The following is a 25,764-nucleotide window of genomic DNA, read 5'->3' as shown; positions in this document are numbered from 1 at the left end:
ACCAATGGCGCTAATTTATGATTTTCTCAGTTTCCACGTTTTTCATTAAACGCCCTGTGTTTGCAACAGTGTGTTCAATCATGATCACGCTGCTGGGGCTGGCTTGTATTCCGACCTTACCTGTAGCGCAGTACCCAGAAATTGCTCCGCCTCAAGTCAGTGTGACTTCGGCCTATGTGGGCGCAAATGCTGAAGTCGTCGAATCAACGGTCACGAACATTCTAGAGCGGCAACTCAACGGGATTAATGGTGTGAAATACATCAAATCCACTAGCGCCAACAATGGCGTGAGTCAGATTAATCTAACGTTTGACTTGGGGCGCGATCAGGATTTAGCTGCGGTGGACGTGCAAAACCGAGTGTCTACGGTGCAGTCGCGTTTACCTGCCCCTGTGGTGCAAACTGGGGTTCAAGTTGCTAAAACGAACAATAATTTTCTGTTAGCGATCGGGCTGTATTCCGAGCGAGACGAGGCGAAAAATCAAGATCTCTATGACGATCTTTACCTCAGTAACTATGCAGATTTGTATCTAGCTGATGCAGTTCGCCGGATTAAAGGTGTCGGTGAAGTTCAGATCTTTGGTGAGCGAACTTATGCACTGCGTCTCTGGCTTGATCCAGAGCGATTAGCTAGTCGAACACTCACGCCTCAAGATGTGATTGCTGCACTGCAACAGCAAAACATCCAGGTAGGAGCCGGACAAATCGGACAAGCTCCCGCAGCTCCAGGACAGCAGTATCAGTATTCGATCACTGCACAAGGACGACTCAAAGACACTGAGGAATTCAACAATCTAGTTATTAAAACTGCGGGGACTGGAACTTTAGTGCGGCTGAGAGATGTCGGTCGTGCAGAGCTTGGAGCCGAGAACTATGGTTCTTTGCTGAGATTTACAACCGAAGATCGGGTGACCCACCGAGGCGTAGGATTGGGCGTGAACCAACAGTTTGGCAGTAATGCGCTCGATGTTGCCAAAGCGGTCAAAGAGGAAATGCAAAATCTTTCGGCAAGCTTTCCGCCGGGACTGAAATATGAGATTGCATTTGACACCACAACCTTTATTGAAGCCGGTGCAAGAGAAGTTATTCGATCGCTGTTTGAAGCCATCATTCTAGTGGTGTTGATTCTATTTCTGTTTCTACAAGATTGGCGAGCTTCGTTTATTACCTCGATCGTGATTCCGATCGCATTTCTCGGTACGTTTATCTTTGTGAAACTGCTGGGATTCTCGATTAACACGCTCACATTGTTTGGATTAACACTGGCAACGGGATTAGTTGTAGATGATGCGATCGTAATCATTGAAGACATTACCCGACGGATTCAGGAGGAAGGACAGCGACCTTTAGAAGCTGCGATCGCATCGATGAACACATTGTTCGGCGTTGTGATTGCAACTTCATTGGTGTTGATCACTGTGTTTGTGCCTGTAGCTTTCTTTCCGGGAACAACCGGACAGCTTTATCGACAGTTCGCATTAACGATCGCGTTTTCAGTTATAGTTTCAACTTTCAATGCGGTGACCTTTACGCCAATGCTGTCGGCATTGTTGCTCAGACCCGGACAAACCAAAAGCAACAATTGGTTTTTCCGGCGAGTGAATTGGATCATTGATAAAACTCGTGAAAGTTATGGACGAAACCTCGATCGGGCGGTACGTCGAAAAGGATTGATTCTGGCACTGTTCGCAGGAGCATTGACGCTGACGTACTTTGTCTATAACTTTGTGCCTCAAGCGTTCATTCCAGATGAAGACCAAGGTGTGTTTATCACCATTGTTCAAGCCCCTGAAGGAGTTTCACTCAACTACACCGAGAAAGTTCTAGAACAAGCTGAGGAAATTCTGAAAGCACAGCCAGAAGTTGCTAACATCTTCGCGGTGGGTGGATTTAGCTTTAGTGGAGCAACACCGAACAATGGCTTGATTTTTACCACCCTCAAACCTTGGGAAGAAAGAACCGGAGCGAATCAATCACTAGAAGCTATCATTGGTGGCTTTTTCCCTCGACCAACCGGACTGTTTCCAAAAATGGCAGCTATTCAAGAAGCGGTAGTTCTGCCGTTTAACTTACCTGCGGTTCCGGGTATCGGTAACTTTGGTGGCTTTGAGTTTCACTTACAAGATCGCACGGGTTTAGGCTTTCCGGCTCTCGGTGAAACGCTAGGTAACTTTATGCAGCGTGCCTCTACTTATCCTTCGCCACAAAGTCCGAAAGTGTCTGGCTTGCGCCCGAACTTCAATGGCAATACACCACAGATTGCCATTGAAGTTGATCGCGACCGAGCGAATCAACTCAATGTCTCGATTCAAGATATCTTCAGTACACTGCAAATCTTTCTCGGTTCTGCTTACATTAATGACTTTAACCAGTTCAACCGAGCATATCGCGTGTATGTACAAGCTGACCAACAGTTTCGATCGAATCCTGAAGACATCAAGCGATTGTATGTTCGCAGTGCGGGTGCAAATGGTGAACCCGGACGCATGATTCCGCTAGGGAACTTAGTTAGAGTGAGCCAAAAGAATGGCCCTTCGATCATTACGCACTACAATCTGTTCCGCTCAGTGGAAATCAACGGCGCATCCGCACCGGGGTCAAGCTCAGGACAAGCAATTCAGGCAATGGAAGCGGTTGCAAAAGAAGCCTTACCCAAAGGGTTCGGGTTCGAGTGGTCAGGACTATCCCTCGAAGAAATTGAGTCAGGCGGTGCAGCACTCTTTATCTTTGGATTAGCGATCGTCTTTGTGTTCTTGACGCTTGCGGCACAGTACGAGAACTATGTTGATCCCTTTATCATTCTGCTGACTGTACCCTTGGCAATTTTAGGTGCATTACTGGCAGTGTTACTGCGGGGAAGCTCGAATGATGTTTACACTCAAATCGGCTTTGTCATGCTGATTGGGATGGCAAGTAAAAACTCAATTTTGATTGTGGAGTTTGCCAACGAAGAACGAGATCGCGGCAAAGGGATTGCGAGTGCAGTGATTGCCGCAGGGCAGGAACGACTGCGACCAATTCTGATGACCGCGATCGCAACGGCAATCGGGGCTGTGCCGCTTGTGATTGCGACGGGTCCTGGTGCAACAGCTCGACAATCCCTCGGAACTGCGATCGTCGGGGGGATGGCGGTGTCAACCTTCCTCAGCTTGTTTATTGTTCCAGTGCTGTACATTGTGATCAAGTCGTTTGAGGATCGGATTAAACGACCCTTGAGAACTGTGACGGTGAATGGCAGGACAGATCAGACTGTGGATGGTCATCTAAATGGTCATCCACACGATGCAACGAGCCGGGAAACTGCGGGGCAATTGAGCGATCGAGATAAGCACCCTTGAGGACAGCATTATCGAGAAGCAACTCGCAAAAATCTGGGCATTGCATAATAGAGGAAGAAATTGGGATCAGTTTTAATGCAATGCCCAGAATGTCAATCGACTCATATCCGTAAGAACGGAAAGGGAAGAGGTAGACAAAGTTACATCCGTTTCAGGTGTAAGCATCAATTCATTGATGGCTAATTTCGCTGCTGCTACAGCAAATAATCGACAATTGCCAGACGATCTCAACGATCGCATTTTCGCTCGATCAACTCTCCGTTCTAGCGATCTCACTGCTCAACTTCAACTCGTTCGCCGACTGAAGCCATCGGTTGAACGTGAATGAGTGAAGCATGATCACATTTCATCATTACGGCATTTTGGCAACTTAAAAGTTTCGCAGCTTCACGGGCGGAACTGACTTCTCATTTTTTTGCAGCGGAACCCCTCTTCTCGCCGCTTCCACAAATCGGCTGACGCGAATTGGATCGATCGAATTCTCTCGCTTGCCCTGCCGCTTCAGCGAGCTTGACACAATTACACCATCTGCGACCTGCATCATTTGCGGCACATTTTCCCAATCTGCGCCGCTCCCCACAAATACAGGAGTTCCTTCAGCCGCATCCCGCGCTAATTCCAAGTCCTCTAGGTTAGGTGGATCGCCCGTTGCCCAGCCAGACAGAATCACTGCATCGGCTAATCCACGCTCGATCGTATCTTGTACCGCTGTGGTCAAATTCACCGATCCTAACGGACGAGCGTGTTTCACCAAAACATCTGCAAAAATTTTCACATCGCTGCCCAACTCGCGACGGTAGCGCATCAATTCATGAGCGCGTCCTTCGATCAAGCCCTGATCCGTTGCCATAATGCCTGTCCAGACGTTGACGCGGATAAACTGCGCCTGCACACAAGAGGCAATTGCCAACGCACTCTGAGCATCATTCCGCAGCACATTGATCCCGATCGGCAACGTGATCATTTGCTGCAAGCGCTGAATAATCACAGTCATGGCGCTGACCACTGCCGGATCGACGTGATCTTTGGGAAACGGGGCATCAAAGAAATTTTCCACAATAATCCCGTCTACGCCGCCAGCGGCGAGGGCAGTCGCCTCTTGTTCGGCACGATCGAGAACGGTCTTCAAACTACCGCCCCAGCGCGGAGAAGTCGGCAGGGGCAGGAGATGAACCACCCCAATGATGGGGTTTTGGGTTTTGAATATTTGTTTTAAGTCCACAGCGCCTACGGAATCGGCTTTCTAAGCAACGTCAATATAGGAAATGATAACGCGATTCTGTAGGCGAAATGAAGGAAACTGGAAGGAGGAATTTGAAAAAACACTTATGTTGCTGCATTTATCGACTTGGCAAGAAGTAGAGACGTATTTGACGCGATCGACGGGCATCATTGTTCCGATCGGTTCGACTGAGCAACATGGGCCGACGGGATTGATCGGAACGGATGCGATTTGTGCGGAAGCGATCGCCAAAGGAGCCGGGGAGTCGATCGATGCCTTAGTTGCGCCAACGATCAATGTGGGAATGGCGCTGCATCACATGGCGTTCCCCGGCAGCATGAGTTTACGACCGAGTACGATGATTCTGGTGATTCGGGATTACGTTTCCGGTTTGGCGAAAGCGGGATTTCGCAAATTTTTCTTTATTAACGGACACGGGGGAAATGTTGCAACGTTAAAAGCGGCATTTTCAGAAACGTATGATTATCTAGCGGATTCAGGAATTTCGCACAGTGTTCAGTGTGTGGTGAGTAATTGGTATATGTGCGGCTCGGTGTATAAGCTGGCAAAAGAGTTATACGGGGATCAAGAGGGATCTCATGCAACGCCGAGTGAAGTTGCACTAACTCAGTATGTTTATCCCGAAGCGATTAAATCTGCGCCGTTGAGTGAACCTGTAGCGAAGGGGCATCGAATTTATGGCGCGATCGATTTTCGCAATCACTACCCTGATGGACGCATGGGGTCGAATCCTGCACTTGCCACTCCCGAACACGGTAAACAATTCTATGAGTTGGCAGTCAAAGAAATTAGCAGCTCATATTTAGAGTTTTTAGCAACGAACTAACTTTCGGGTAGCCAGTCTTCATCTAACACAGAGTCGAGAGAGTAAAGACAGTCGATCGGAAACGTCTGCTCAACCCAGGCATTGATAGCTGCAATTTCATGCAGGGTCATTTCGTCAAAATGCTGTTAACGCGATTGAGCAAATCTTCCATGGGCATTGGCGGCAGTACAACGGTCGCGATCGCTTCGAGCAGCGGCGTATTTTCGGGCTGATGATTGATGACCACGATCGCAACGGTTTCCCGGAATCGCTTTAAGGATGAAAGCCGCTCGGTCGTGGATTGATCCAAGTCCAAAGCATGAAGCAAGAGTAAATCGATGCTTTGGGTATCGAGCTTTTGTAGGACATCTTGCCACGATCGCGCAATCATGCCGCGAAATCCAGCCGTTTGAAAGTATTGCATCACGGCTTGTAGCCAATCTGAGCGCTTAGCTTCGGGAGAGCGCAACTTAGCAGAGTCGATCGCCAACACGAACGGTCGCCAAGCAAAGCCTGCTGCCACTTGAATCACTTGCAGCAGTGCGGAGAATTCTGCGCTTTCGTCAACGGGTGCTAAGCAAGGAAACACAGTTAATCCAGGCACTTGATTCGCGGCTTGTGCCGTCACCGGATCGAGCGTGACCAAGGGTAGCGAAGCTAGAAAACTACAGTCTCCTAATAGTTTCAGGTAGCCAATCGGGTCAGAGACCGCCGCATCGAGTAGCACGATATTCGGCTTCCAGACCTGTGCGAGCAGTTCGGCTTGCTCTAGGTCGTCTGCTTCGACTACGCGGTAATTCTGGCTGTGCAGCAAAGCATTCAGATCAATCCCCGATCGATTTCCCAACCGATGCAGTTCCCCGTAGCGGGTTGGACTCAGCCGCAAAATCACGATGCTTTGGGGCAGTGGCTCCACGATCGACGGCACCGATACCTCATCGGGCGTGAGTTGGTTGAGGACTTGCTGAAGCGCTTTCTGCACGATCGGCAATGCTACAAATCCATCGGCTTGATTGCGGTAGGCTTGATCGCGATCGCCACGAGTTCCCGTCACAATCACCGGAATCTCTCGCGTTTCAGGCTCAGCTTTCAGCAGCGTCAGCACGTCCCAACCGGAGAGCGTCGGCAACAGCGGATTGATAAACATTGCACAAGGCTGTAAACGACGGGCTTTTTCGATCGCTTCGGTTCCCGATCGCGCAATCACCACGCGGTATCCTAGCTCGGCAAGCTGTTCTGAAAGCAGTTCGATCGACTTCACTACGGCTTCGACGACTAGAACGAGGCGATTGCTGCTCGATTTCGGGCGAGAAACAGCAATGCGATCGGTGGGATGCGGATGAGTGGGCGGCAGCAGAAGCGTAAATTCGCTGCCCTGATTCTCCTTAGACACAAACGAGACATCGCCACCGTGCAGTCGTGCTAAACGCTGCGTCAGCACTAATCCCAATCCAGCTCCTTCAAATCGACGAGTCATCGGATTCTCAAGCTGCTGAAACTTCTGGAAAATTAAATGCTGCTTTTCAGAAGGAATCCCAATTCCGGTATCCCAGACGGTAAAAGCAATCCAGCCTTCCCAACGACTTACTTTTAAGCCAATTTTGCCAGAAATATCGGTGAACTTTAACGCATTCGACAACAAGTGCACCAGCATTTGACGCAGGCGCAGTTCATCTGCAACTAAGGCTTCCAGTCCTGGCTCAATTTCTAGGGTGCATGCTGGCAAAGCTCCGATCGCGTCGAGAACTGTTCTAGTTTCTGGTTTCTCTTCTTCTAAACAGACTTGCTGCGCTTGCTCGATTACTCGATCGCACAGAGACTTCAGGCGGACAGAATAAAAGGTCAGTTCGAGTTGTCCAGTTTCAATCCGCGTCAAGTCGAGAATATCGTTGACGATCGCCATCAGATGCCGCCCGCTGCGGTGAATCAGTTGGGCATAGCGAATCTGGCGTTGGTTCAGCGTTCCAGAAAGCTGGTCTTTGAGCAAACTCGATAAGCCGAGAACGGCGGTGAGTGGGGTTCTGAGTTCGTGACTGATACAGGCAAGAAATTCGTCTTTCAGACGATTGAGTTGAATCAGGTCGGCGTTTTTGGCTGCGAGTTCTCGCGAAAGCTGCTGTTGTTCCGTGATGTCTTGCGCCAGCACCAGCCAAACGCTCTCTTGCATCGGTGCTTGGGAACGATCGGAGTGCGCTGTCCCTTGCTCAAAGGCTGCCAGTCGAAACGCTGAATCAGAATCTACCGCTGGAATATGCTGGTGTGAGAACAGTTCCCCAAGCGGAATTTTGGCAAACTGTAACACGCGCTCTTGTCCATTTTTTAGCGGACAAACGCAAATACAGGTATTTGGTGCAGAGCCTTTTTGGCAAAGGTTAGCCGTCACAGAGGCAACCACGGGTGCGCTACGGGTTGAAGATTGAACAGCAGGCGCGGCAAGCTCTAGGATCGTGGCTGCATCTCGCTGCACCCAGTTTGGATCGAGGATATCTCCCAGTTGCTCTGCCCACACTTTGTTTTGAGCAATCACCTCTCCAGTTTGAGTTTGCAGCATCAAGGGCAACGGTAGGTGATCCAGAAATTGCATTAACGTTGCGTTTGAGTCAGGTTCAGCGACTGCATCAAAGCGTGTAGAGCAGTCAACGAGTTCATAGCCAAGTTTGGCAGTCTGAGTTTGAATTTGCTGCTGAAGCTGATTCATTGCAGGTGAGAGCTTCAGGCGCGATCGTTCCAGTTCTGCACAGGTTTCGGTTTTGGCGCGATGCCAGAGGGATTCAGAGGAAACCTTCGGCTTAATCGGCTCGGACTGCAAAAACTCTGACCAGGTGCGTAACACCACGCTATCGACTAATCCGAGAAACTGATGCGCGGCGTTCACCGCTGCCCAATACCGAATCGGACTCGAAAATTCAAGTCCAAGTAAATCCGTCGTGTCTGCGATCGTCGGTAGCGGCTCGATCAAGGGTTCAAGGTCGCACTCTTCCGCCTGTCCGACGTGAGAGAGCAACGCATACGCATGAATTACGCCGATCGGAGACTGCCGCTCATCCACGAACACCAAGCGGTCAGCGTGATACCGCCCCAGCAGTTCGATTACTTCAGCCGAAGTTGCCGACTGCAAACAAACGGGGGCAGGCTCGATGAAATCATGAATCGAGGCTGGATAGATCACCATCGCTTTATCCTGACCGATTCGGCAGAAGATTGCAAATCAGCGTTGTCCTTGATTTTAATCGCTGATCAAGGTCTGATTACGGTTTATCGAGCTGCAAAAGCACTAACTGAAATGGAATTTATATGAGGTTGAGTGCTCACACTCAACTGAAGCGAATTTAAATTTATTTAAGCCTAAATCATGACACAGTGGGAAACCTATATATGAGAGAAAAAGCTTTATGTAATTATAATTAACGGAGCGCCAAACGCTTCAATCTAAATTAGACCTTTGATAAAAGTCTGTGCCCTAACTCTGGCACTTTCTCTTCAACATTTTTGTAGGAAGAATCTTAGAATACGATTTAGCTCCCTTCATTCCATTCAGGTTTTTCGTTTTGACAGTTCCTGTTTCTTCGATCGTGCGTCCGCAGCTTTCGATCGGTGTGTACCTCGATTCCCCTGATCTGACTCGGCTAGTCGAGCAGTCACTTTTAGGCGAGATGCTACAAGACCGCTATGCTTTGTCGATCGCGCAGTCCGAAGCCGATTTTTTCCAACTGATTGAGCACCAAAAACAGCAGCTAGATTGTCTGATTTTAGAGGACGGGCAGAACTTAATGTCTGTCCTAGAGTGGCTCCATACAGCGGCGACCTTGCTTCCGGTTGTGATTGTTCAACCTGAACCACGGCAGATTGACCACAAACTCGCCTTTCTCTACCACACCGCTAAGATCTGGGTGTCACTCGCAGACCTCGATCGCCTCGATATCTCGATTGCTCAAGCGATCGAAGCGTTTTTAGCGTTGTCCCCGATGTGTCAGCTTCCTGATCCGATTACGACCCCGGATTTTACTCGCGATCTGCTCGCGCAGAACTTTCTAATGATGCAACAGCGCCGACTGACCGACAAACTCAAAGAGCGATTAGGCTACTTAGGAATCTACTACAAACGCAGTCCAAAAGTCTTTCTCAAAAACTTACCTCCCAATGAGCAGGCGGAATTTCTAGAGCAGCTTCGGATCGAGTATCGCGTCATTATCTTGAGTTATTTCCAGGACGATCATGATCTCAATCAACGGATCGACAATTTTGTCAATGCGGCGTTTTTTGCAGATGTGCCTGTGTCGCACATCGTTGAGATCCATATGGAGCTGATGGACGAATTTGCAAAACAGCTAAAATTAGAAGGAAGAAGCGAAGAAATTCTCCTCGATTATCGGCTCACCTTGATTGATACGATCGCCCATCTTTGCGAGATGTACCGTCGCTCAATTCCGCGTGAATCTTAACTTAGAATTCGGATTCTTCAGCCCATCGTGAGCGCTACGCTAGTGTTCATCGTGATCGATTAAAATATGAGTCCTTTGAAAAAAACCTACGTCTTGAAGCTGTATGTTGCCGGCAATACACCAAACTCGGTTCGTGCACTAAAGATGCTGAATAATATTCTTGAAAAGGAGTTTCAAGGTGTTTATGCGCTGAAAGTCATTGATGTGTTAAAGAATCCGCAGTTAGCCGAAGAAGACAAAATTCTTGCAACACCCACATTGGCGAAAATTCTACCCCCACCTGTGCGTAAAATTATTGGAGATTTGTCCGATCGAGAAAAAGTTTTAATTGGACTGGATTTGCTTTATGAAGAATTACGCGAAGAAGAAATTGATGCAGAATAAAACAGCCTGACAACACTGAATCAGACTTTTTAGTTGCAAGTTTTGTGGTAAATAGATGAATCAGTCCCGTTTTAATTCTTTTCATAATTAATAAGGAGCTTGCTCCGTTTGTGTGACATTCTAACCCTATGACTTCGAGCAACCCGATCGAACAACGTAACCCTCCCGAACTTTTGGGTGTCCAGAAAATCCGCACGATGATTGAAGGCTTTGACGATATTAGTCATGGCGGTTTACCGATTGGTCGGACAACTTTAGTAAGCGGCACTTCTGGCACTGGAAAAACGCTGATTGCAGTTCAATTTATTTACAACGGTATTACTCAGTTTGATGAAGCAGGCGTATTCGTCACGTTTGAAGAATCGCCCGCAGATATTATCAAAAATGCCTTTAGCTTCGGCTGGGATCTTCAAAAATTTATTGATGAAGGAAAGCTGTTTATTCTTGATGCTTCTCCCGATCCAGAGGGTCAAGATGTCGTTGGAAATTTTGATTTATCCGCTTTGATCGAACGCATTCAGTATGCGATTCGTAAATACAAAGCGAGGCGGGTGTCGATCGATTCAGTGACGGCTGTGTTTCAACAGTATGATGCAGCATCGGTGGTGCGGCGCGAGATCTTTCGCCTAGTAGCGCGGCTCAAACAAGTGGGCGCAACGACAATTATGACCACAGAGCGCGTCGAGGAATATGGTCAGGTGGCGCGGTTTGGAGTAGAGGAGTTTGTTTCGGATAACGTTGCGATCGTGCGAAATGTGCTGGAAGGCGAACGACGTAGAAGAACGATCGAGATTCTGAAGCTGCGCGGCACGACGCATATGAAAGGAGAGTATCCGTTCACGATTACGAATCAGGGAATTAATATCTTTCCGTTGGGCGCGATGCGTTTGACTCAGCGATCGTCGAATGTGCGCGTCTCTTCAGGTGTAAAAACGCTCGACGAAATGTGCGGCGGCGGCTTTTTCAAAGATTCGATCATTCTGGCAACGGGTGCAACCGGAACCGGAAAAACGCTGCTGGTGAGCAAGTTTTTACAAGAAGCTTGTACCAGGGGCGATCGGGCGATTCTGTTTGCTTACGAGGAGTCTCGCGCTCAACTGTCGAGAAACGCTTACTCTTGGGGCATTGACTTTGAAGATCTAGAGCAAAAGGGCTTATTGAAAATTATTTGCGCGTATCCGGAGTCGGCAGGACTTGAGGATCACTTGCAGATTATTAAATCTGAAATTGCAGAATTCAAGCCGTCTCGAATTGCGATCGATTCGCTTTCGGCGCTGGCAAGAGGGGTGAGTAATAATGCGTTTCGTCAGTTTGTGATTGGGGTGACTGGATTCGCAAAGCAAGAAGAGATTACAGGTTTCTTCACGAACACCACCGATCAATTTATGGGGTCACATTCGATCACGGATTCGCATATCTCGACGATTACCGACACGATTATCATGCTGCAATATGTAGAAATTCGGGGAGAAATGTCGAGAGCGCTGAATGTGTTTAAGATGCGCGGATCTTGGCACGATAAAGGAATCCGGGAATATACAATCAGCGATCAAGGGCCTGAGATTAAGGATTCGTTCCGCAATTTTGAGCGCATTATTAGTGGGTCGCCGACTCGGGTTGCGATCGACGAGAAGAGCGATCTGTCTCGGATTACAAAAGGGTTGCGAAGCGAGGATAAGAGTTAACGATCGTCGCACCCAAGGCATGAAACAAAAAAGCGAGGAGATTGTCTCCTCGCTTTTTTGTTTCAATCAAATCCTTACTTTCCGCCTGCCATTTGTGCGGCGACTTCTGCAGCGAAGTCGGTTTCTTCCTTCTCGATACCTTCACCCAAAACAAAGCGAACAAAGCGACGAATCCGGATATTTTCGCCGAGTTGCGCGATGTTCTGTTTCACCAATTCTTCAACGGTGATATTCGGATCTTTGATGTAAGGAGTGGGCAACAAGCACATTTCATTCAGGCGCTTATCGATCCGACCTTGAACGATCTTTTCCTTAATGTTGTCGGGCTTGCCAGCGATATCATCTTTGCCCATCTCGATCGATTTTTCCCGCTCGACAATTTCTGCCGGGATATCTTCAACGCGGACATACTCTACATTCGCGCTGGCGGCAATCTGCTTGGCAATATTCCGAACTAGCTCTTTGAACGCATCGTTGCGCGCCACAAAGTCCGTTTGGCAGTTCACTTCTACTAAAACACCGATCCGTCCGCCGATGTGAATATAGCTGTCAACCAGACCTTCAGCCGTGATTTTGCCTTCTTTCTTGCCCGCCGACGCGATGCCTTTCTTACGAAGCCAATCGATCGACTTTTCCATGTCGCCGCCGTTTTCGGTCAGCGCTTTCTTACAATCCATCATCCCTGCGCCCGTCTTTTCGCGCAGTTCTTTCACCGCTTTTGCTGAAATGTCTGCCATTTGCCTCAGTTCCCAATGTCTTTAGAGAGGATGGAGGAGAAATATTCTCCTCCACATTGTCCTATGATTCTGCGCTTTCTTCGTCGTCCGAAACTTCAGTTTCGTCGTACTCGTACTCTTCTTCTGCGCCTTCGTAGTCGTACTCTTCTTCGGCTTCGAGTTGACCGTGACGACCTTCGTAGATTGCATCCGCTAAGCGTCCGACGATCAGCTTGATCGATCGAATCGCGTCATCGTTTGCCGGAATCGGGACATCAACGGTATCGGGGTCACAGTTGGTATCGAGGAGCGCCACGATCGGAATGTTCAACTTCAGGCATTCTTGAACTGCGTTATACTCCCGACGCTGATCGACCATGATGATCACATCAGGCAGCTTCCGCATATTCTTGATACCGCCCAGATATTTCTGGAGTCGCTCCAATTCCCGACGCAGCACCGATGCTTCTTTCTTCGGCAGCAGATCGAGTCCGCCTGTTTCTTCTCGGCGCTCTAGATCTTTGAGGCGCTCAACGCGGGTTTTGATCGTTGCCCAGTTGGTGAGCATTCCACCTAGCCAGCGCTGGTTGACGTAATATGCGCCGCAGCGACTTGCTTCTTGAGCAATAATGCCCGCAGCTTGACGCTTTGTGCCGATGAATAAGAATTTTTTCCCTTGTTCTGATGCAGTCCGCACATAGTTATATGCGCCGTCCATCAATTGAGCGGTTTGCACCAGGTCAATGATGTGTACACCGTTACGAGCGGTGTAGATGTAGGGACTCATTTTGGGGTTCCATCTGCGGGTCTGATGCCCAAAGTGGACTCCCGACTCAAGTAGTTGAGCCAACGAAACAACTGGCATGAATTGATCTCCTAGTTCGGGTTTATCGTCCATTCAGAAAGCAGCGATTCGTTAGAATGCACCACCCGAAATCCTGAATGTGAGAGTTTTAACAGCTTATCTAGGGTAACACATGAACGGGTTTGATAACCTGGAGGCAGTTTGGGTTTCTAAGGATGGTTGAATGCTTCAGGTTCCGACACAGATAGATGTGCTGATTACGGTTTTGGGAGGAGTGTTAAGCGCGATCGCGGCGTTTCGGGTTCCACGCCGGGAACTCGATCGCGTTCCGCTATCTGGGCTGACATTGCTGTGGATTGTCTATGTGCTGGCTGGCTGGGGGCTTGCTGCTTCGCGGGTGGCGTTTGGCATTTGGGTCTGTGCGGCGCTGGCGGCGCTGGCAGTAGCGGTTGGGTCATCGCTTCAGTTGGGTAGAAGCGGGCTAGTGGTGCTGAGTTTGGCGGGCGTGAGTGCGATCGCAGGAGTGCTGCTGCGGGATCAAAACGCAGAGTTGGCGCGGTGGAGTGCGGCGGGGTTGGTAGCGACAGGCATTTGGCTGTGGGCGGTTGGGGGAGCGAAGTATCGGATGGAACGAGCAGGATTTCGCCGATCGTCTGTGATGCGGACGTTAACGATAATTGGCTGGGAGGGCTTGTGGGTGGGATGGTTGGTCAACAAATTTATCGTGCCGCAGGTGGGAACCTGGTTAACGTAGGTCGATCGTGCTCCCGTAGGATTCGCCGAATCGTCCCTGCACTGTAGGTGAATATCGGGGCGATCGTCGTTAGATTGCTATCCAAATCGATAGCCAAATCCGCGAACGGTTGTAATGTATAGCGGTGTACTTGGATCAAGTTCTAGCTTCTCGCGCAACCAGCGAATATGCACATCTACGGTTTTAGAATCACCTAGATAGCTTATTCCCCAAACTTGTTCTAACAGTTGTTCTCGCGAGAGCACGCGGCGCGGGTTGTTCATGAACAGTTCTAGCAGGGAGAATTCTTTGGGGGATAGATTGATCTCCTGTCCCCGCACGAAAACGCGATACTCTTGCAGATACAGTGTGATCTCTTCGTATTGCAAAATCGCCTGTGTTTCGGGTTGGTCTTGCGATCGACGGCGCAGCAATGCTCGACAGCGTGCAATCAGTTCTCTCAGTCCAAACGGCTTGGTGAGATAGTCATCTGCACCGACTTCTAGACCGACAACAATATCAGTTTCACTGGCGCGGGCACTTAGTATCAAAATTGGAACTGTGTTTCCTCGCTGACGCAGAATTTGACATAAATCAAGTCCACTTAAGCGAGGCAGCATGAGATCGAGGATGATGAGTTCGATCGCCGGATCTTCGGGCTTTAGGGATTCAATAATATCAAGTGCGTGCTGTCCATCTCTGGCTGTCAAGACTCGATATCCTTCTTGAGTCAGGGCTGAAGTGAGCGATTCGAGAATGACAGTTTCATCGTCAATCACTAAGATAGAGGCTTGATAAAAACTAGGCGTAATGGATAATCCAGGCGATCGCATAAGTGAGCCAATAACAGCGATCGAGCAAACTGCTCAGAGTTGTCAATCGGTGGAAATTTGAAGAACATTCACAATAAAAAGTAATCTGGAATTGTTGGCGAACAAACCCTTCAATACAATAAACAAACTCGCGATGCTCAAGGTTAATCTGAATTTAAAACTAGATTAAGCTTTAATTGTTCGGAATCGTCGAATTTAATGGTTTGATTGTGCTAGAAACACACAATTTGTAATAATCTGTGCTTCACTTGGGAGATTGTTGCTCAGGGCTGAGATAGTTGTGATAGCGGACTTCAAGCTGGTTGATCGATAAATTCTGTGTCCAGTATTCGGTCAGTGCATGACCAAACGCCCAAGCAACCCGATCCGGAGTGGCTGTGTTATCTACAATCAAGTTCCACAGTGATTTAAGGTCAAGTGGAGTTTTAGGTTGTAGCAGTGTGTAGAGATCGTAAGCCATCTGTAGTTTGCCAATGACGATCGGCAATTGTTCGATCGGAATGCGTTCGGCTAAGAGAAATGCAAGCGTAGGTGAACCTGTTGTGATTTCTGAGATGAATCGCAGGATGGGACTTTTTAGAAAGGTAGTTAGACCTTGAGTAGTGGTCATCTGGAAGGTGTAGCGATCGATAATCTTTGCTGCTGCGGCGCTTCGAGCATCGATGTTTCGCATGAATCGAGCAAGCCGGGCTTGTTTAGCGGGATCGATCGTGTTGAGAATCGACATCGATAGGGCATCTACTCCCCAAGGTTCACGATTGTTTCCAAGGGTCACAAGCGGCAGCACAAATGAGCAAACGTGACCTAATACTTCTTGACGGTAAGCAACTGCTTCACGAATTGAGATTTCTTTTGGTCGATCGCCGAATTGCCAGTTGTATGGCGAATTCCATTCGCGAATTGGACGTAAGCGATCAACTTGAGTGACGACCGCAATGGTTGGTAATGAGAGCGATCGTAGTTCACTCAGAAAGTCTAAGTCCATCTGTAAGGCTGGATCGAGTGCAGGTGTGATTAGCAACACTAAATCCGTGTTTCTGGCATAGTCTAATACTCGATCACGTAGTTCAGGACGCTCGACTTGTTCGTACCCGGGTGTGTCCCAGAGTGTAAGTGTATCTCCGGTTTCTGTTTGCCACTGATAGTCTTGAATCTGATCGGTTGAAGGGAGCGCATCAACTTGGGCTTGAGCTTCAACAAACAAAGTATTGATCACACTGCTTTTTCCGGCTCCGGTGCGACCCACTAACAATAGGCTGACAGGTTTTTGTTCGACGACATCCGTTGGATTTGCTTGAGCAATGATGTCTCGTAGGGTTTGAAACTTAGGTGTAGCAGGTTGCCCGATCGTTGTTAATGCTGGGGGAGTTGTGCCACTGTAAAGCGCGATCGCTTGTCGAGCTAAGTTTCGTAATGCGGCTTCTCGCAATAGCTGACTGAGATTTCCGAGTAGTTCTTGTGTAGCTTGATTGCCGCTACGCTGTGTGACGGTTTTAGTGACTGCTACGGCTGGATTTAGTAACCATTGTGCCCAACCCCAAGCCTTCCAAAGTTTTCGGGCGGAGGGTTCAAGTTTTTGATAGATCTCGTAAGCTTGTACTGCTTGTCCTACCGTGACTTGATTTAGCACAGGGGATAGTTGGCGCATCCATTGATCTAAGTCATCGACTGTTCCGCGCAACAATGTGTAGGCTTGCGGAACATAGATGTTTAATAAGGGTTTCTGAGCTTCTGGGTAGTAGACTGATGCGATCGCTCGAATCATGCCCAAACAGCGCTGCCAAAAAGTATTCCAGTCTTCCCAGAGCGGCGAATCAGATTGTGCTTCCGTCAAAATCTTTTGGACTTCGGCTTCAACTTTTCGAGTAACTTCAGTTGCGGGTGAATCCGTTAACTCGGTTGCTTCCTCGGATAGTTCGGCAACAATGGCTTCAACTTGCTGTAAGGCGGGTTGTGTCCATTTAACTAACAACCATCGCCAAGCGAAGAAGATTAATCCGACGATCGCCCAAATCCAGCTAATGCCCCAAGCTTGAATTTGCAAGCCTGCGGCAACAAGTAGAAATCCGACCACAAGCGCGATCGGAAGGGCCAACACAATCCATTGCCAAATCCGCAATCGCACCATAAGAGGACACCAACGTTTGTCTTCTTCAGTGTACAAAAGTGTACAAATTTGGGCGAGTTTTAGAGACTTAGTGAACGATCGTTAATCTTCTTCTCGATAGCCAAATTCAGCCAATCGTACCCGCGATTGTCGCCATTTCGGCAGCACTTTCACAAATAACTCTAGATGCACTTTGCCCTCGATCAGTTTTTGCATCTGTTCGCGAGCCGCAGTACCGATCGTTTTAATCATGCTGCCTCCTTTTCCTAAAAGAATTGCTTTTTGTGAAGGACGCTCGACGTTAATTGCGGCAAAAACTCGTGTCAGCTTCGGCTCCTCGACAACTCTTTCGATCGCGATCGCGACTGAATGCGGCACTTCTTCACGGGTCAAAAGTAGAATTTGCTCTCGGATGAGTTCGCCCATGATGAAGCGCTCTGGCTGATCGGTGACTAAATCGGGCGGATAGTAGTATGGCCCCGGTTCTAGCTTTTCGATGATAGCGGTTTGCAGTGCTTCCATGTGATCGCCTTGAAGCGCTGAGAATTTCGCGATCGTCCAGCCTCTATTTTCTGCTAATTCCCGATACTGTCTATCTAAAGCATCATCAGACTGCTGATCTGATTTGTTTAAACCCAAAATCACAGGTGTTTCCGTTTGCTCCAACAGTTCGGCAACATAGCGATCGCCGCCACCTAGCTCGACTGAGCAATCCACCACAAATAAGACCACATCAACCGCATCGATCGCGCCCTTAGCATTTCTGACTAACACCTGTCCGAGTTGATGATGCGGTTTATGAATTCCGGGGGTGTCTACGAAAATAATCTGAGCCTCAGGCGTGGTGAGAATGCCGCGTAACCGATTGCGCGTGGTTTGTGCGATTGGGGAGGTGATTGCAATCTTTTGACCCACCAGGAAATTCATAATCGTGGACTTGCCAACATTGGGACGACCAATGATGCCGACAAAGCCCGATCGATAATCTTCGGGTGCGGTGGGAATCGTGAAAATGTCTGTTTCTTCTGACATTCCTAAATCTATTCTGTAATCTTGGATACTGTTGGTTTCGATCGTACTAAACTCACAGCTTATTCAGTGTATGGGATTATGGCTGAAGTCAAACGAATCGGAATTTTAACGAGTATCGGCTACTGGAGCTTGATGCGATGCAGACAGTACACTGGTGAAGACTGCGCGTGAACTCGGAATTTATTTGGGAGACTGATGACGGTTATCTTGACGAACGACGATGGCATTGATGCGCCGGGAATTCGGGCATTGTTAAGTGCGGTAAATGGAACCGGAGTGTTGGTTGCACCGAGCGGTCACTATTCCGGCTGTGGTCATCAAGTGACAACGACTCAACCGATTCGAGTGGAAAAACGCAGCGATCGAGAATATGCGATCGCTGGCACTCCTGCGGATTGTAGTCGCATTGCTCTAAACTATCTTTTTCCTGATACAAAACTGGTTTTATCTGGTATTAACGCAGGTGGAAATATGGGCGTTGATGTTTATATCTCTGGAACGGTTGCAGCCATTCGAGAAGCAGCATTTCATCGCGTTCCAGGGATTGCCATTTCGCAATATAAGAAAGGTAAGATTCCGGTGGATTGGAATCGATCGGCTAATCTCGCCGCGAAAGTTTTGCAGGAATTGAGCGATCGTTCCTATGAGCCGGGATTCTACTGGAATGTAAATCTTCCCTATGTTGAGCCGGATGCGCCTGATCCGAAAATTGTCTTCTGCGAACCTTGCACACAACCGCTTCCGAGTGATTTTCGCATTGAGGGCGATGATTTTTACTACTGTGGTAACTATGGGGCACGAAAGCGCGATCGAGGTTCTGATGTGGATGTTTGCTTATCGGGTCAGATTGCGATTACACAGTTAAAGGTTTGAACTGATCGATCGCACTTGCTAAATGTTTCTCTAGCGTGGTTTGCGGTAATGCCCCTTGTAAATGGCTCCACGGCAGCACGCGATCGAGTTCCCAGCGATCGAACACATAATGATTCAAATCTGGTAACTGTCCTTTCAGTTCCTTAAATGCTCGTCGATAGCTGCCGAGTGAATCTCCATAGTTACGGACGAGTTCTAAAAACTTAGAAAGTCGGCGATCACCTCGCGATAAGATTGCTTGAATCACGGACCAGTTGTAGCTTTCAGGACGAAAATCAATGCCTTGCGATCGGAGTTGTTTTTGCAGGAATTGTAGGCGTTTTTCGGATTGCGAATTCACACCAAACCATTGAAACGGAGTGTGTGATTTCGGCACAAAGGTACTGCATCCGAGTGTCAGCCGCAAACCTGGAGCCGCTTTTTTCAGCGATCGCATCATTGCAACGGTTTGTTCTAAGTCTTCTTGCTCTTCGCCGGGAAGTCCCACCATGCCGTAAAGCTTCAGCCCACTTAACCCGCCTGCTTTAGCGTTGATTGCAGCTTGGGTAATTTCATCGGTTGCCAGCTTTTTATTGATAATCTGCCGGATGCGATCGCTGCCACTTTCAACAGCGATCGTGATGGACTTCGCATCATGTTTCACCAATGTTTGTGTAAGCTTTTCGGTCACAGTATTGGTTCGTACCGAAGATAAGCTTAATCGCACTTGATCAAACTGGGGTTGATTGAGATAGTCCAGTAAGCTCTCAAACTCTGGATGTTGTGTCACCGATGCACCCAGTAAGCCTAATCGATCGGTGTACTTCAAGCCCTGTTCGATCGCTGGAATCAATGAAGCTTCGACATCTGCAATCCGAAACGGTAAGGTGAGATAACTTGCTAAACAGAAACGGCACATCTCCGGACAACTCCGTACCACTTCGACCATAAAGATATTTTCCCAAGCCGCTTTCTCGGTCACAACAGTCGAAGCAGAAAGCGTATTGCCGCGATAGGTTTGCTTCTGAACTTGAGCGGGAACAGTCGAATCAGTCGGAACAATTGCCGCGATCGCACCCTCTGCACTTTCGTAAGTCACTTCATACAAGCTTGGAACATAGATTCCCGGTACTTGTGCTAGATACCTTAGTTGTGTGGCGCGATCGGCGTGACGAACTTCTTGATACGCATTGATAAACGCATCCAGCAGAATTTCTCCATCTCCAAGTAAGAACACATCAAAGAAATCTGCAAAGGGTTCAGGATTCGCGGTGAGTACCGGGCCGCCACCGAAGACGATCGGATGCTCATCCGTGCGATCGCGGCTCCAAATCGGAATGTCTAATGATTCCAACAGTCCCAAAATATTGACATAATCCAATTCCCAGGACATCGAAAAGCCCAATAGCTCTGGTTCAGACGGCAAAGATTCATGCACATCCGTAAACAATCGCGCCACATCGAGATCCGATCGTGCTGCCAGCGTTGCCCAAACGACTTGATATCCGAGTGACGTAATTCCGACACTGTATTCGTTTGGAAAAGCAAAGATAAGCGGAACTGCGTCTGCGATCGGTGTTGCAGGCGTGAACAATAGGCGTTCGGACGAGAAAGGAGAAGTCACTGGAAAACGATCAAACTCAAATAAGTTGCGCTCCTTCAGCCTAGCACTCGAATGTTGATGCCGTGGGCGGAACTTTAGCGCGATCGCTGATATTCCTGCCAAGCCTGTACCAAATTTCCCTGCATCAATCCAGCAACAGCATTCAACGTATGCAGTTCTTTGAGTTTCGGATCAAGCGCGATCGCAGAATTAATTGCCTTTTGTGCTGCATGAGGACGAAAATCATACAAATTGACAAAAGCAAGATAAGCGTAGGCGATCGGATTTCTGGCATCGAGTTGAGTCACACGCTCAAAAGCGTTGATCGCGGGTTGTACCCGCCGTTTCAAAACATTCGCTAAAGCTAATCCATAAGCGAACTCTAGATTATTCGGTTCCTGTTGTAGTCGGTATTCTAGAATCTGTCTCGCTTGTGTAACGTAATCTTGATTCGGATCGTATTGATTCAGTTGTCCAACTTTTGCAAAGATACGATCAAGCGCCTTAATTCCCTGTGGCATGGTCGCAGCGAGGGCGCGGAGTTGAGTCACGGCATCCACTTCGGGCGATTCGATCATAGCGGTTGGAGCGATGGTTAAGCGCACATCAGGACTGTCGATCGCGTAAGTCGCTTGGGTCTCGCGATTGAGATAGGCAACCCTGAGGGTGTAAACGCCTTCAGTATTCGGAGCCGGTAATGCAGCAATGCTCTCGGTGACTTGGAAAGCAGCGTTATCAGAGTTTGCGGGAGAATGGAGCGTACCTAGCGCGATCGCGTGATCGTGAAACCATCGCTCTCTAGGCTTTTTAGTGGTATCGTCCGCAATTCGCGTCCAAGTCAGCAACACAGAGCCAGAGCGTAACTGCTTCCAAGAACCTGACCAACGGTAGGTAATCGGCATCGGCTTTCCGGGAGCGGCTTGGTTGGGAATGCGAATTTGTTCGAGTTTGACTTGCTCGGCGGGTTGAGGAGAGGGCGCGACGCGCACGGGTGCGATCGAGCGACGATACAATTCGAGTTTGCTGTTGTCGGGCAGTTCCCAGGACTTGTGCAGCAGGAAATCTGGCCTATGGGCAATCGCTCGGCTGACCGCAGTGTAAGCTTCTGGACGACGAATTGATCCGGCATCGCCTGTTTTTGTCACATACCAGGAGAGCGATCGCGCATCCGGTTCAACCTGCTTTCGATCAGCTCCGACCTGCCGCCCATACACTTGATAATTTCTTAAGATGCCAGCGTAATTCAGATTGTGCTGATTCAATTCTGGGAGCGACGGCAAAACCCCGATCGTACTTTGCAAATATGGTTCTGCACTAATCACTTCATTCACGACATCCGCTTGATGCCAATTGCTCGAAAGCACTGCATGACGAGCGTGAGCCGTTTGCAGAAATCGAGGACTGTATTGCATCGGTAATAGATTCGCGATCATAAAAATGGTTGAAAGCACGATCGCGCCCCAGCGAAAAATGCGTAAGCGATCGGGAAATAACAGCAATCCTTGTGCGAGTAAAATCGCCAACACAGGTAGCAAGGGTGCGATATAGCGATCGTCTTTGTTCACATTTGCAGAACAAAGAATGTACGCGCCAATCAAAAAGATCAATAACCAGCGAACCGACTGCAACCAAGCGTGATGAATCTCGCGGCGGTATCCCCGTCTGCCCAGACCGCCATAATCTGCGATTTTCAGCCATCGCCCGTCGACCCATTCCCACTGTTCTTGGATCACCGATCGCTTCCAGTACAGCAACAATCCCACCAAGCCCACGACGAATAGCGGTACAGAAACTAAAGCGGGTAGAGCCTTGAAGTAATAAATCCAAGCCTCCAGACTGGTCAACGGTGGATCGCCTTCTGCGATCGCGCTATCTACAGTTGCGCGTTTTCCTGCCGTAAGAATAATCAGCCAATTCGTTCGATACCAGGGCAAACAGACTAGAGCCGCAATGATGAGACCTGAGACTAATTGCAGCAATCGCTGCCATGCTTTTTTTCTGATTGCGAGAATGCTAAGCCAAACGATCGGTGTAAACAGAAAAAAGAGTGCAGGTTGTTTTGTCAGAAATGCAAGTCCGAATGAAATCCCAAATGCAGCCGCATAGAACCACGATCGTAAGGATTGAATCTTTGGAAATGAAAAAGATTGTACGATCGCAAACGATTGTGTAATGGGTACAGAAGCAGCTTGATCATCGATCGCCGACAAATGATGAGATTTAGGCGAGATTGTTTCTGTTGCCCAGAGTGTGAGACAAAAAAACGTCAGCGTAACGATCGCGACCAGTGGAAAATCGATCAAATAATCTAACCGAACTACATATAATCCAGGCAATATTAAACACAATACCAACGACCAGACCGCAACTTGAACACTGAATAATCGAACCGCTAATCCATAAACTGATGCAAGTAGAATTGCACTGTATAGCAAATTAACGAGCGTCGATCGATCTTGTCCAGAACCGAATGAATGAATAAATGGTGCAGTCGTTAAATACACAAGTGGTGGCATTTTAGAAGAAAGCAACCAAACGCTTGTCCACCAAGCCTGAGAAAACCACTCCGGTTGCTGAAAAGCCCGCCAAAAGTTCATTGCGCCCGTTAGATATTCGGCTTGATCCCAGGCAGGAATCGATCGATCAACGGCAAACCAAATGCGATCGATCGCCGCCCCAATCGCCCAAGCGATTGCCACGACCCAGAAGCCTTTTACCCACTTTTGCTCTTGCTGCTTTGCAATCACTCCCGTCAATCCCAGTTCACTAAAGTCACGAAAATTTGTAGTTCATTTGTAGTCCATTAGTCACGGAAATTTGTAGTTCATTTTGATATGCAGAATCCCCGCTTCTTCAAACTCCTCACCTTCCGTAACAAATCCTAATTGCTGATAGAACGCAACGACTGAGGTTTGAGCATGAATGCGTAAATCAGAGATGTTTTTATCAGCCAAAAATTCTAGAGCAGTTTCTACAGTTTTTCTACCAATTCCCTGATTTCTGAAGGTCGCTAAAACTGCAAGCCGCTCTAATTTTGCAGTCCTTGCATATAGAAATCGAATCCGCGCCGTTGCGATCGCTCTTTCTCCCCAATACGCTAGAAAATGCGTCGCGGCTTGATCCCGCCCATCAAATTCCAGCGCTGCATCGACTCCTTGTTCCTCCTGAAAAACCCGTGTCCGAATCGCGACAATATCGCTGTAATCGCGCTCAAACGATGCGACTTTAATGACGAGAGAATTGGCTTGCATGAATAATGTTTGAGCGACAACCTGAGCAATGCAGACTTAAAAGATACTAATTGATCTGGGGCAAATTTCGTCAAGATGGCTGACTCTAAAGGCGGGAATCTGAATGCGGAGAATGCCTGAGATAAGCTGTAGTTGTTAGCAAGTTTGAATTCTCCACAGATGGAGTGATTGCAATGCAAGTCGGTTTAAAGTGTGCGCTGAGTGATGCTCATCTAGACGCTGCTCAATCAAGTAGCCAACGACAACTTTCGATCGCAATTGAAGCGCTCCCCAGTTCCTCCGGTCGCACAGTGCCGCTTAATCTCTGTCTGGTACTCGATCAAAGCGGTTCGATGGAAGGACGATCGCTCTCAACCGTCAAGCAAGCCGCAGAACGATTAATCGATCGCTTGTCACCAGGAGATCGGCTGTCGATCGTCACGTTCAACCACAAAGCCAAAGTTCTCCTGCCAAATCAAATCGTCGATGATCCAAACCGTCTTAAAGCAGCATTAAATCGCCTCGAAGCTGCAGGCGGAACAGCGATCGACGAGGGCATTCGATTGGGCATCGAAGAAACTGCTAAAGGTAAAAGAGAAGCCATTTCGCAACTGTTTGTCCTCACCGATGGCGAAAACGAGCATGGCGATAACGATCGCTGCCTCAAGCTGGCTCAAGTTGCCACCAATCAGGGTTTATCGATCAATTCCCTTGGATTTGGCGACTCTTGGAATCAAGATGTTTTAGAAAAGATTGCCGATGCGGGTGGTGGAGCGCTCTCGTACATTCAGGAACCTGAACAAGCGGTAACAGAATTCGGACGACTGTTCGATCGCATTCAATCGATCGGACTTACCAATGCGTTTCTGCACCTCACGCTGGCTCCTGGAACTCGGCTTGCAGAACTTAAACCGATCGCCCAAGTTGCTCCCGAAACGATCGAACTTTTGGTACAGCAAGAAGGAAATTTAGCGATCGTCCGATTAGGCGACTTGATGACCAATGCGCCCCGTGTAATTCTGGCAAATCTTTATGTCAATCAGTTACCCGAAGGGAAAAACACGATCGCCGCAGTTCAGATTAGATACGATGACCCCGCAGCAAGACAGACCGGATTCGCGTCCGAAACCTTCCCCGTCGAAATCGCTTCGCAAGCACAATATCAACCCAAACTTGACCCGGAGGTTCAGCAGAATATCTTGACACTTGCGAAATACCGCCAAACCCAAATCGCCGAAACGAAATTACAGCAGGGTGATCGTCAAGGTGCTGTCACAATGCTGCAAACGGCGGCAAAAACCGCGCTTCAACTGGGCGATCGCAATGCCGCAACCGTTTTGCAAAATAACGCAACTCAGTTAAATGCAGGCGGAGAGCTATCGGAAGCCGATCGCAAAAAAACGCGATTAGTCTCGAAAACTATCTTGCGGGTGGCAGATTCTGAGTAGGCGTGGCAAATTCAACCGTCGGTAAAGCGCAGATTTTCTTAGCCATTGCGGGATCAGAATAGCTAGCCGTTTTCCAAGTTGCGGGAGAACCAACACCATCCGTGTAGGTGACTGTGTTGGTTCTGCAATTCACATCCGCATATTGAAACTGAAACACACCACTACAAGCCGAACCGCCGTCTTTCGTCATCGTTTGCAACACAATCAGTTGACGAATATTTTTATCGGAGCGATCGGGCTTTTCGCTTCGCGCCACGATAAATTTTGGATCAGCATAAAAAACACAGCCATCGCGGCTCTGACGCATCAGCAAATTGTATTTTTTAGTCACAAATTCATACGTCTCCACATCGGGTAGCGCTGCGATAGCTACACCCTGACCCAACACTGCAAGCGCCACCGCTACCGTCGCCACCGTTTTCATACCCATCTCCCTTAAAACCAATTTGAACAATTCTGACAGCTCACAATTTCTAAATTGAGAGCGAATCGCGGCAAAAACAATATC

General features: G+C 48.4%; 20 protein-coding genes and 1 pseudogene. 10 read left to right on the top strand and 11 right to left on the bottom strand.

The window, feature by feature from the left end; genetic code table 11:
• Positions 1 to 17: 17 nt before the first annotated feature.
• From NC981_RS08330 to NC981_RS08320, 3 genes and pseudogenes are all read left to right on the top strand, one after another.
• The gene (locus NC981_RS08330) at positions 18 to 3,338 is read left to right on the top strand and encodes an efflux RND transporter permease subunit (RefSeq protein ID WP_348242409.1); all 3,321 of its coding nucleotides are present in this window, start codon (positions 18 to 20) and stop codon (positions 3,336 to 3,338) included.
• 75 nt (positions 3,339 to 3,413) lie between these two features.
• Positions 3,414 to 3,515 (top strand): annotated as a pseudogene (locus NC981_RS08325) (IS1 family transposase); the annotation flags it as partial.
• Positions 3,514 to 3,666, top strand: a complete 153-nt coding sequence (locus NC981_RS08320) for a hypothetical protein (RefSeq protein ID WP_348242408.1) — start codon at positions 3,514 to 3,516, stop codon at positions 3,664 to 3,666. The pseudogene NC981_RS08325 and the gene NC981_RS08320, both read left to right, overlap by 2 nt.
• Positions 3,667 to 3,708: 42 nt before the next feature.
• On the opposite strand, the gene btpA is transcribed toward NC981_RS08320, so the two are convergent.
• Positions 3,709 to 4,560, bottom strand: coding sequence for a photosystem I biogenesis protein BtpA (gene btpA, locus NC981_RS08315; RefSeq protein WP_348242407.1), 852 nt, complete (start codon positions 4,558 to 4,560; stop codon positions 3,709 to 3,711).
• 106 nt (positions 4,561 to 4,666) lie between these two features.
• On the opposite strand from btpA, the gene NC981_RS08310 reads away from it, so the two are divergent.
• Positions 4,667 to 5,407 (top strand): creatininase family protein, encoded by a 741-nt coding sequence (locus tag NC981_RS08310; RefSeq protein WP_348242406.1) that lies wholly within the window; start codon positions 4,667 to 4,669, stop codon positions 5,405 to 5,407.
• Between the two features lie 106 nt (positions 5,408 to 5,513).
• On the opposite strand, the gene NC981_RS08305 is transcribed toward NC981_RS08310, so the two are convergent.
• Positions 5,514 to 8,558 carry an ATP-binding protein gene (locus NC981_RS08305; RefSeq protein WP_348242405.1) on the bottom strand — a complete coding sequence of 1,015 codons (3,045 nt, stop codon included), beginning with the start codon at positions 8,556 to 8,558 and terminating at the stop codon, positions 5,514 to 5,516.
• Between the two features lie 376 nt (positions 8,559 to 8,934).
• On the opposite strand from NC981_RS08305, the gene NC981_RS08300 reads away from it, so the two are divergent.
• The 3 genes from NC981_RS08300 (at position 8,935) to kaiC (ending at position 11,897) form a co-directional block, all read left to right on the top strand.
• On the top strand, positions 8,935 to 9,828 hold the full coding sequence (locus NC981_RS08300) for a circadian clock protein KaiA (protein WP_348242404.1): 894 nt from the start codon (positions 8,935 to 8,937) through the stop codon (positions 9,826 to 9,828).
• 66 nt (positions 9,829 to 9,894) lie between these two features.
• The gene (gene kaiB, locus NC981_RS08295) at positions 9,895 to 10,212 is read left to right on the top strand and encodes a circadian clock protein KaiB (protein ID WP_190377022.1); all 318 of its coding nucleotides are present in this window, start codon (positions 9,895 to 9,897) and stop codon (positions 10,210 to 10,212) included.
• A gap of 128 nt (positions 10,213 to 10,340) precedes the next feature.
• Positions 10,341 to 11,897, top strand: a complete 1,557-nt coding sequence (gene kaiC, locus NC981_RS08290) for a circadian clock protein KaiC (RefSeq protein ID WP_348242403.1) — start codon at positions 10,341 to 10,343, stop codon at positions 11,895 to 11,897.
• A 74-nt stretch (positions 11,898 to 11,971) separates the two neighbouring features.
• Here the strand turns inward: kaiC and tsf are convergent, their stop codons facing one another.
• On the bottom strand, positions 11,972 to 12,634 hold the full coding sequence (tsf, locus tag NC981_RS08285) for a translation elongation factor Ts (protein ID WP_190377024.1): 663 nt from the start codon (positions 12,632 to 12,634) through the stop codon (positions 11,972 to 11,974).
• 61 nt (positions 12,635 to 12,695) lie between these two features.
• A complete protein-coding gene (gene rpsB / locus NC981_RS08280; protein WP_190377025.1) occupies positions 12,696 to 13,478 on the bottom strand; it encodes a 30S ribosomal protein S2 in 783 nt (260 codons plus the stop codon).
• A 163-nt stretch (positions 13,479 to 13,641) separates the two neighbouring features.
• Here rpsB and NC981_RS08275 point away from each other — a divergent pair, with 163 nt between their 5' ends.
• Positions 13,642 to 14,172 carry a hypothetical protein gene (locus NC981_RS08275; protein ID WP_348242402.1) on the top strand — a complete coding sequence of 177 codons (531 nt, stop codon included), beginning with the start codon at positions 13,642 to 13,644 and terminating at the stop codon, positions 14,170 to 14,172.
• A 77-nt stretch (positions 14,173 to 14,249) separates the two neighbouring features.
• On the opposite strand, the gene NC981_RS08270 is transcribed toward NC981_RS08275, so the two are convergent.
• From NC981_RS08270 to era, 3 genes are all read right to left on the bottom strand, one after another.
• Positions 14,250 to 14,984, bottom strand: coding sequence for a response regulator transcription factor (locus tag NC981_RS08270; protein WP_190377027.1), 735 nt, complete (start codon positions 14,982 to 14,984; stop codon positions 14,250 to 14,252).
• A gap of 244 nt (positions 14,985 to 15,228) precedes the next feature.
• The gene (locus NC981_RS08265; RefSeq protein WP_348242401.1) at positions 15,229 to 17,112 is read right to left on the bottom strand and encodes a GTPase; all 1,884 of its coding nucleotides are present in this window, start codon (positions 17,110 to 17,112) and stop codon (positions 15,229 to 15,231) included.
• Positions 17,113 to 17,193: 81 nt separating this feature from the next.
• A complete protein-coding gene (era, locus tag NC981_RS08260) occupies positions 17,194 to 18,123 on the bottom strand; it encodes a GTPase Era (protein ID WP_348242400.1) in 930 nt (309 codons plus the stop codon).
• Between the two features lie 195 nt (positions 18,124 to 18,318).
• Here era and surE point away from each other — a divergent pair, with 195 nt between their 5' ends.
• Positions 18,319 to 18,996, top strand: a complete 678-nt coding sequence (gene surE, locus NC981_RS08255; RefSeq protein WP_348242399.1) for a 5'/3'-nucleotidase SurE — start codon at positions 18,319 to 18,321, stop codon at positions 18,994 to 18,996.
• On the opposite strand, the gene NC981_RS08250 is transcribed toward surE, so the two are convergent.
• From NC981_RS08250 to NC981_RS08240, 3 genes are all read right to left on the bottom strand, one after another.
• Positions 18,977 to 20,599, bottom strand: a complete 1,623-nt coding sequence (locus tag NC981_RS08250; protein WP_348242652.1) for a radical SAM protein — start codon at positions 20,597 to 20,599, stop codon at positions 18,977 to 18,979. The genes surE and NC981_RS08250 overlap by 20 nt on opposite strands.
• A 74-nt stretch (positions 20,600 to 20,673) precedes the next feature.
• Positions 20,674 to 23,325, bottom strand: a complete 2,652-nt coding sequence (locus tag NC981_RS08245; protein WP_348242651.1) for a phospholipid carrier-dependent glycosyltransferase — start codon at positions 23,323 to 23,325, stop codon at positions 20,674 to 20,676.
• 60 nt (positions 23,326 to 23,385) lie between these two features.
• Entirely contained in the window at positions 23,386 to 23,829 is a 444-nt protein-coding gene (locus tag NC981_RS08240; RefSeq protein WP_348242398.1) for a GNAT family N-acetyltransferase, read from the bottom strand.
• A 173-nt stretch (positions 23,830 to 24,002) separates the two neighbouring features.
• Between NC981_RS08240 and NC981_RS08235 the strand changes: the two genes are divergently transcribed.
• The gene (locus NC981_RS08235) at positions 24,003 to 25,256 is read left to right on the top strand and encodes a VWA domain-containing protein (protein WP_348242397.1); all 1,254 of its coding nucleotides are present in this window, start codon (positions 24,003 to 24,005) and stop codon (positions 25,254 to 25,256) included.
• Here NC981_RS08235 and NC981_RS08230 read toward each other — a convergent pair.
• Positions 25,228 to 25,680 carry a hypothetical protein gene (locus tag NC981_RS08230; protein ID WP_348242396.1) on the bottom strand — a complete coding sequence of 151 codons (453 nt, stop codon included), beginning with the start codon at positions 25,678 to 25,680 and terminating at the stop codon, positions 25,228 to 25,230. The two genes, NC981_RS08235 and NC981_RS08230, sit on opposite strands and share 29 nt — an antisense overlap.
• Between the last annotated feature and the right edge of the window lie 84 nt (positions 25,681 to 25,764).

This window comes from Leptolyngbya sp. DQ-M1 (assembly GCF_039962505.1).
GTDB lineage: Bacteria > Cyanobacteriota > Cyanobacteriia > Leptolyngbyales > Leptolyngbyaceae > Leptolyngbya.
The sequence above is the reverse complement of the archived record's forward strand: the minus strand, read 5'-3'. Positions and strand labels throughout refer to the sequence as shown.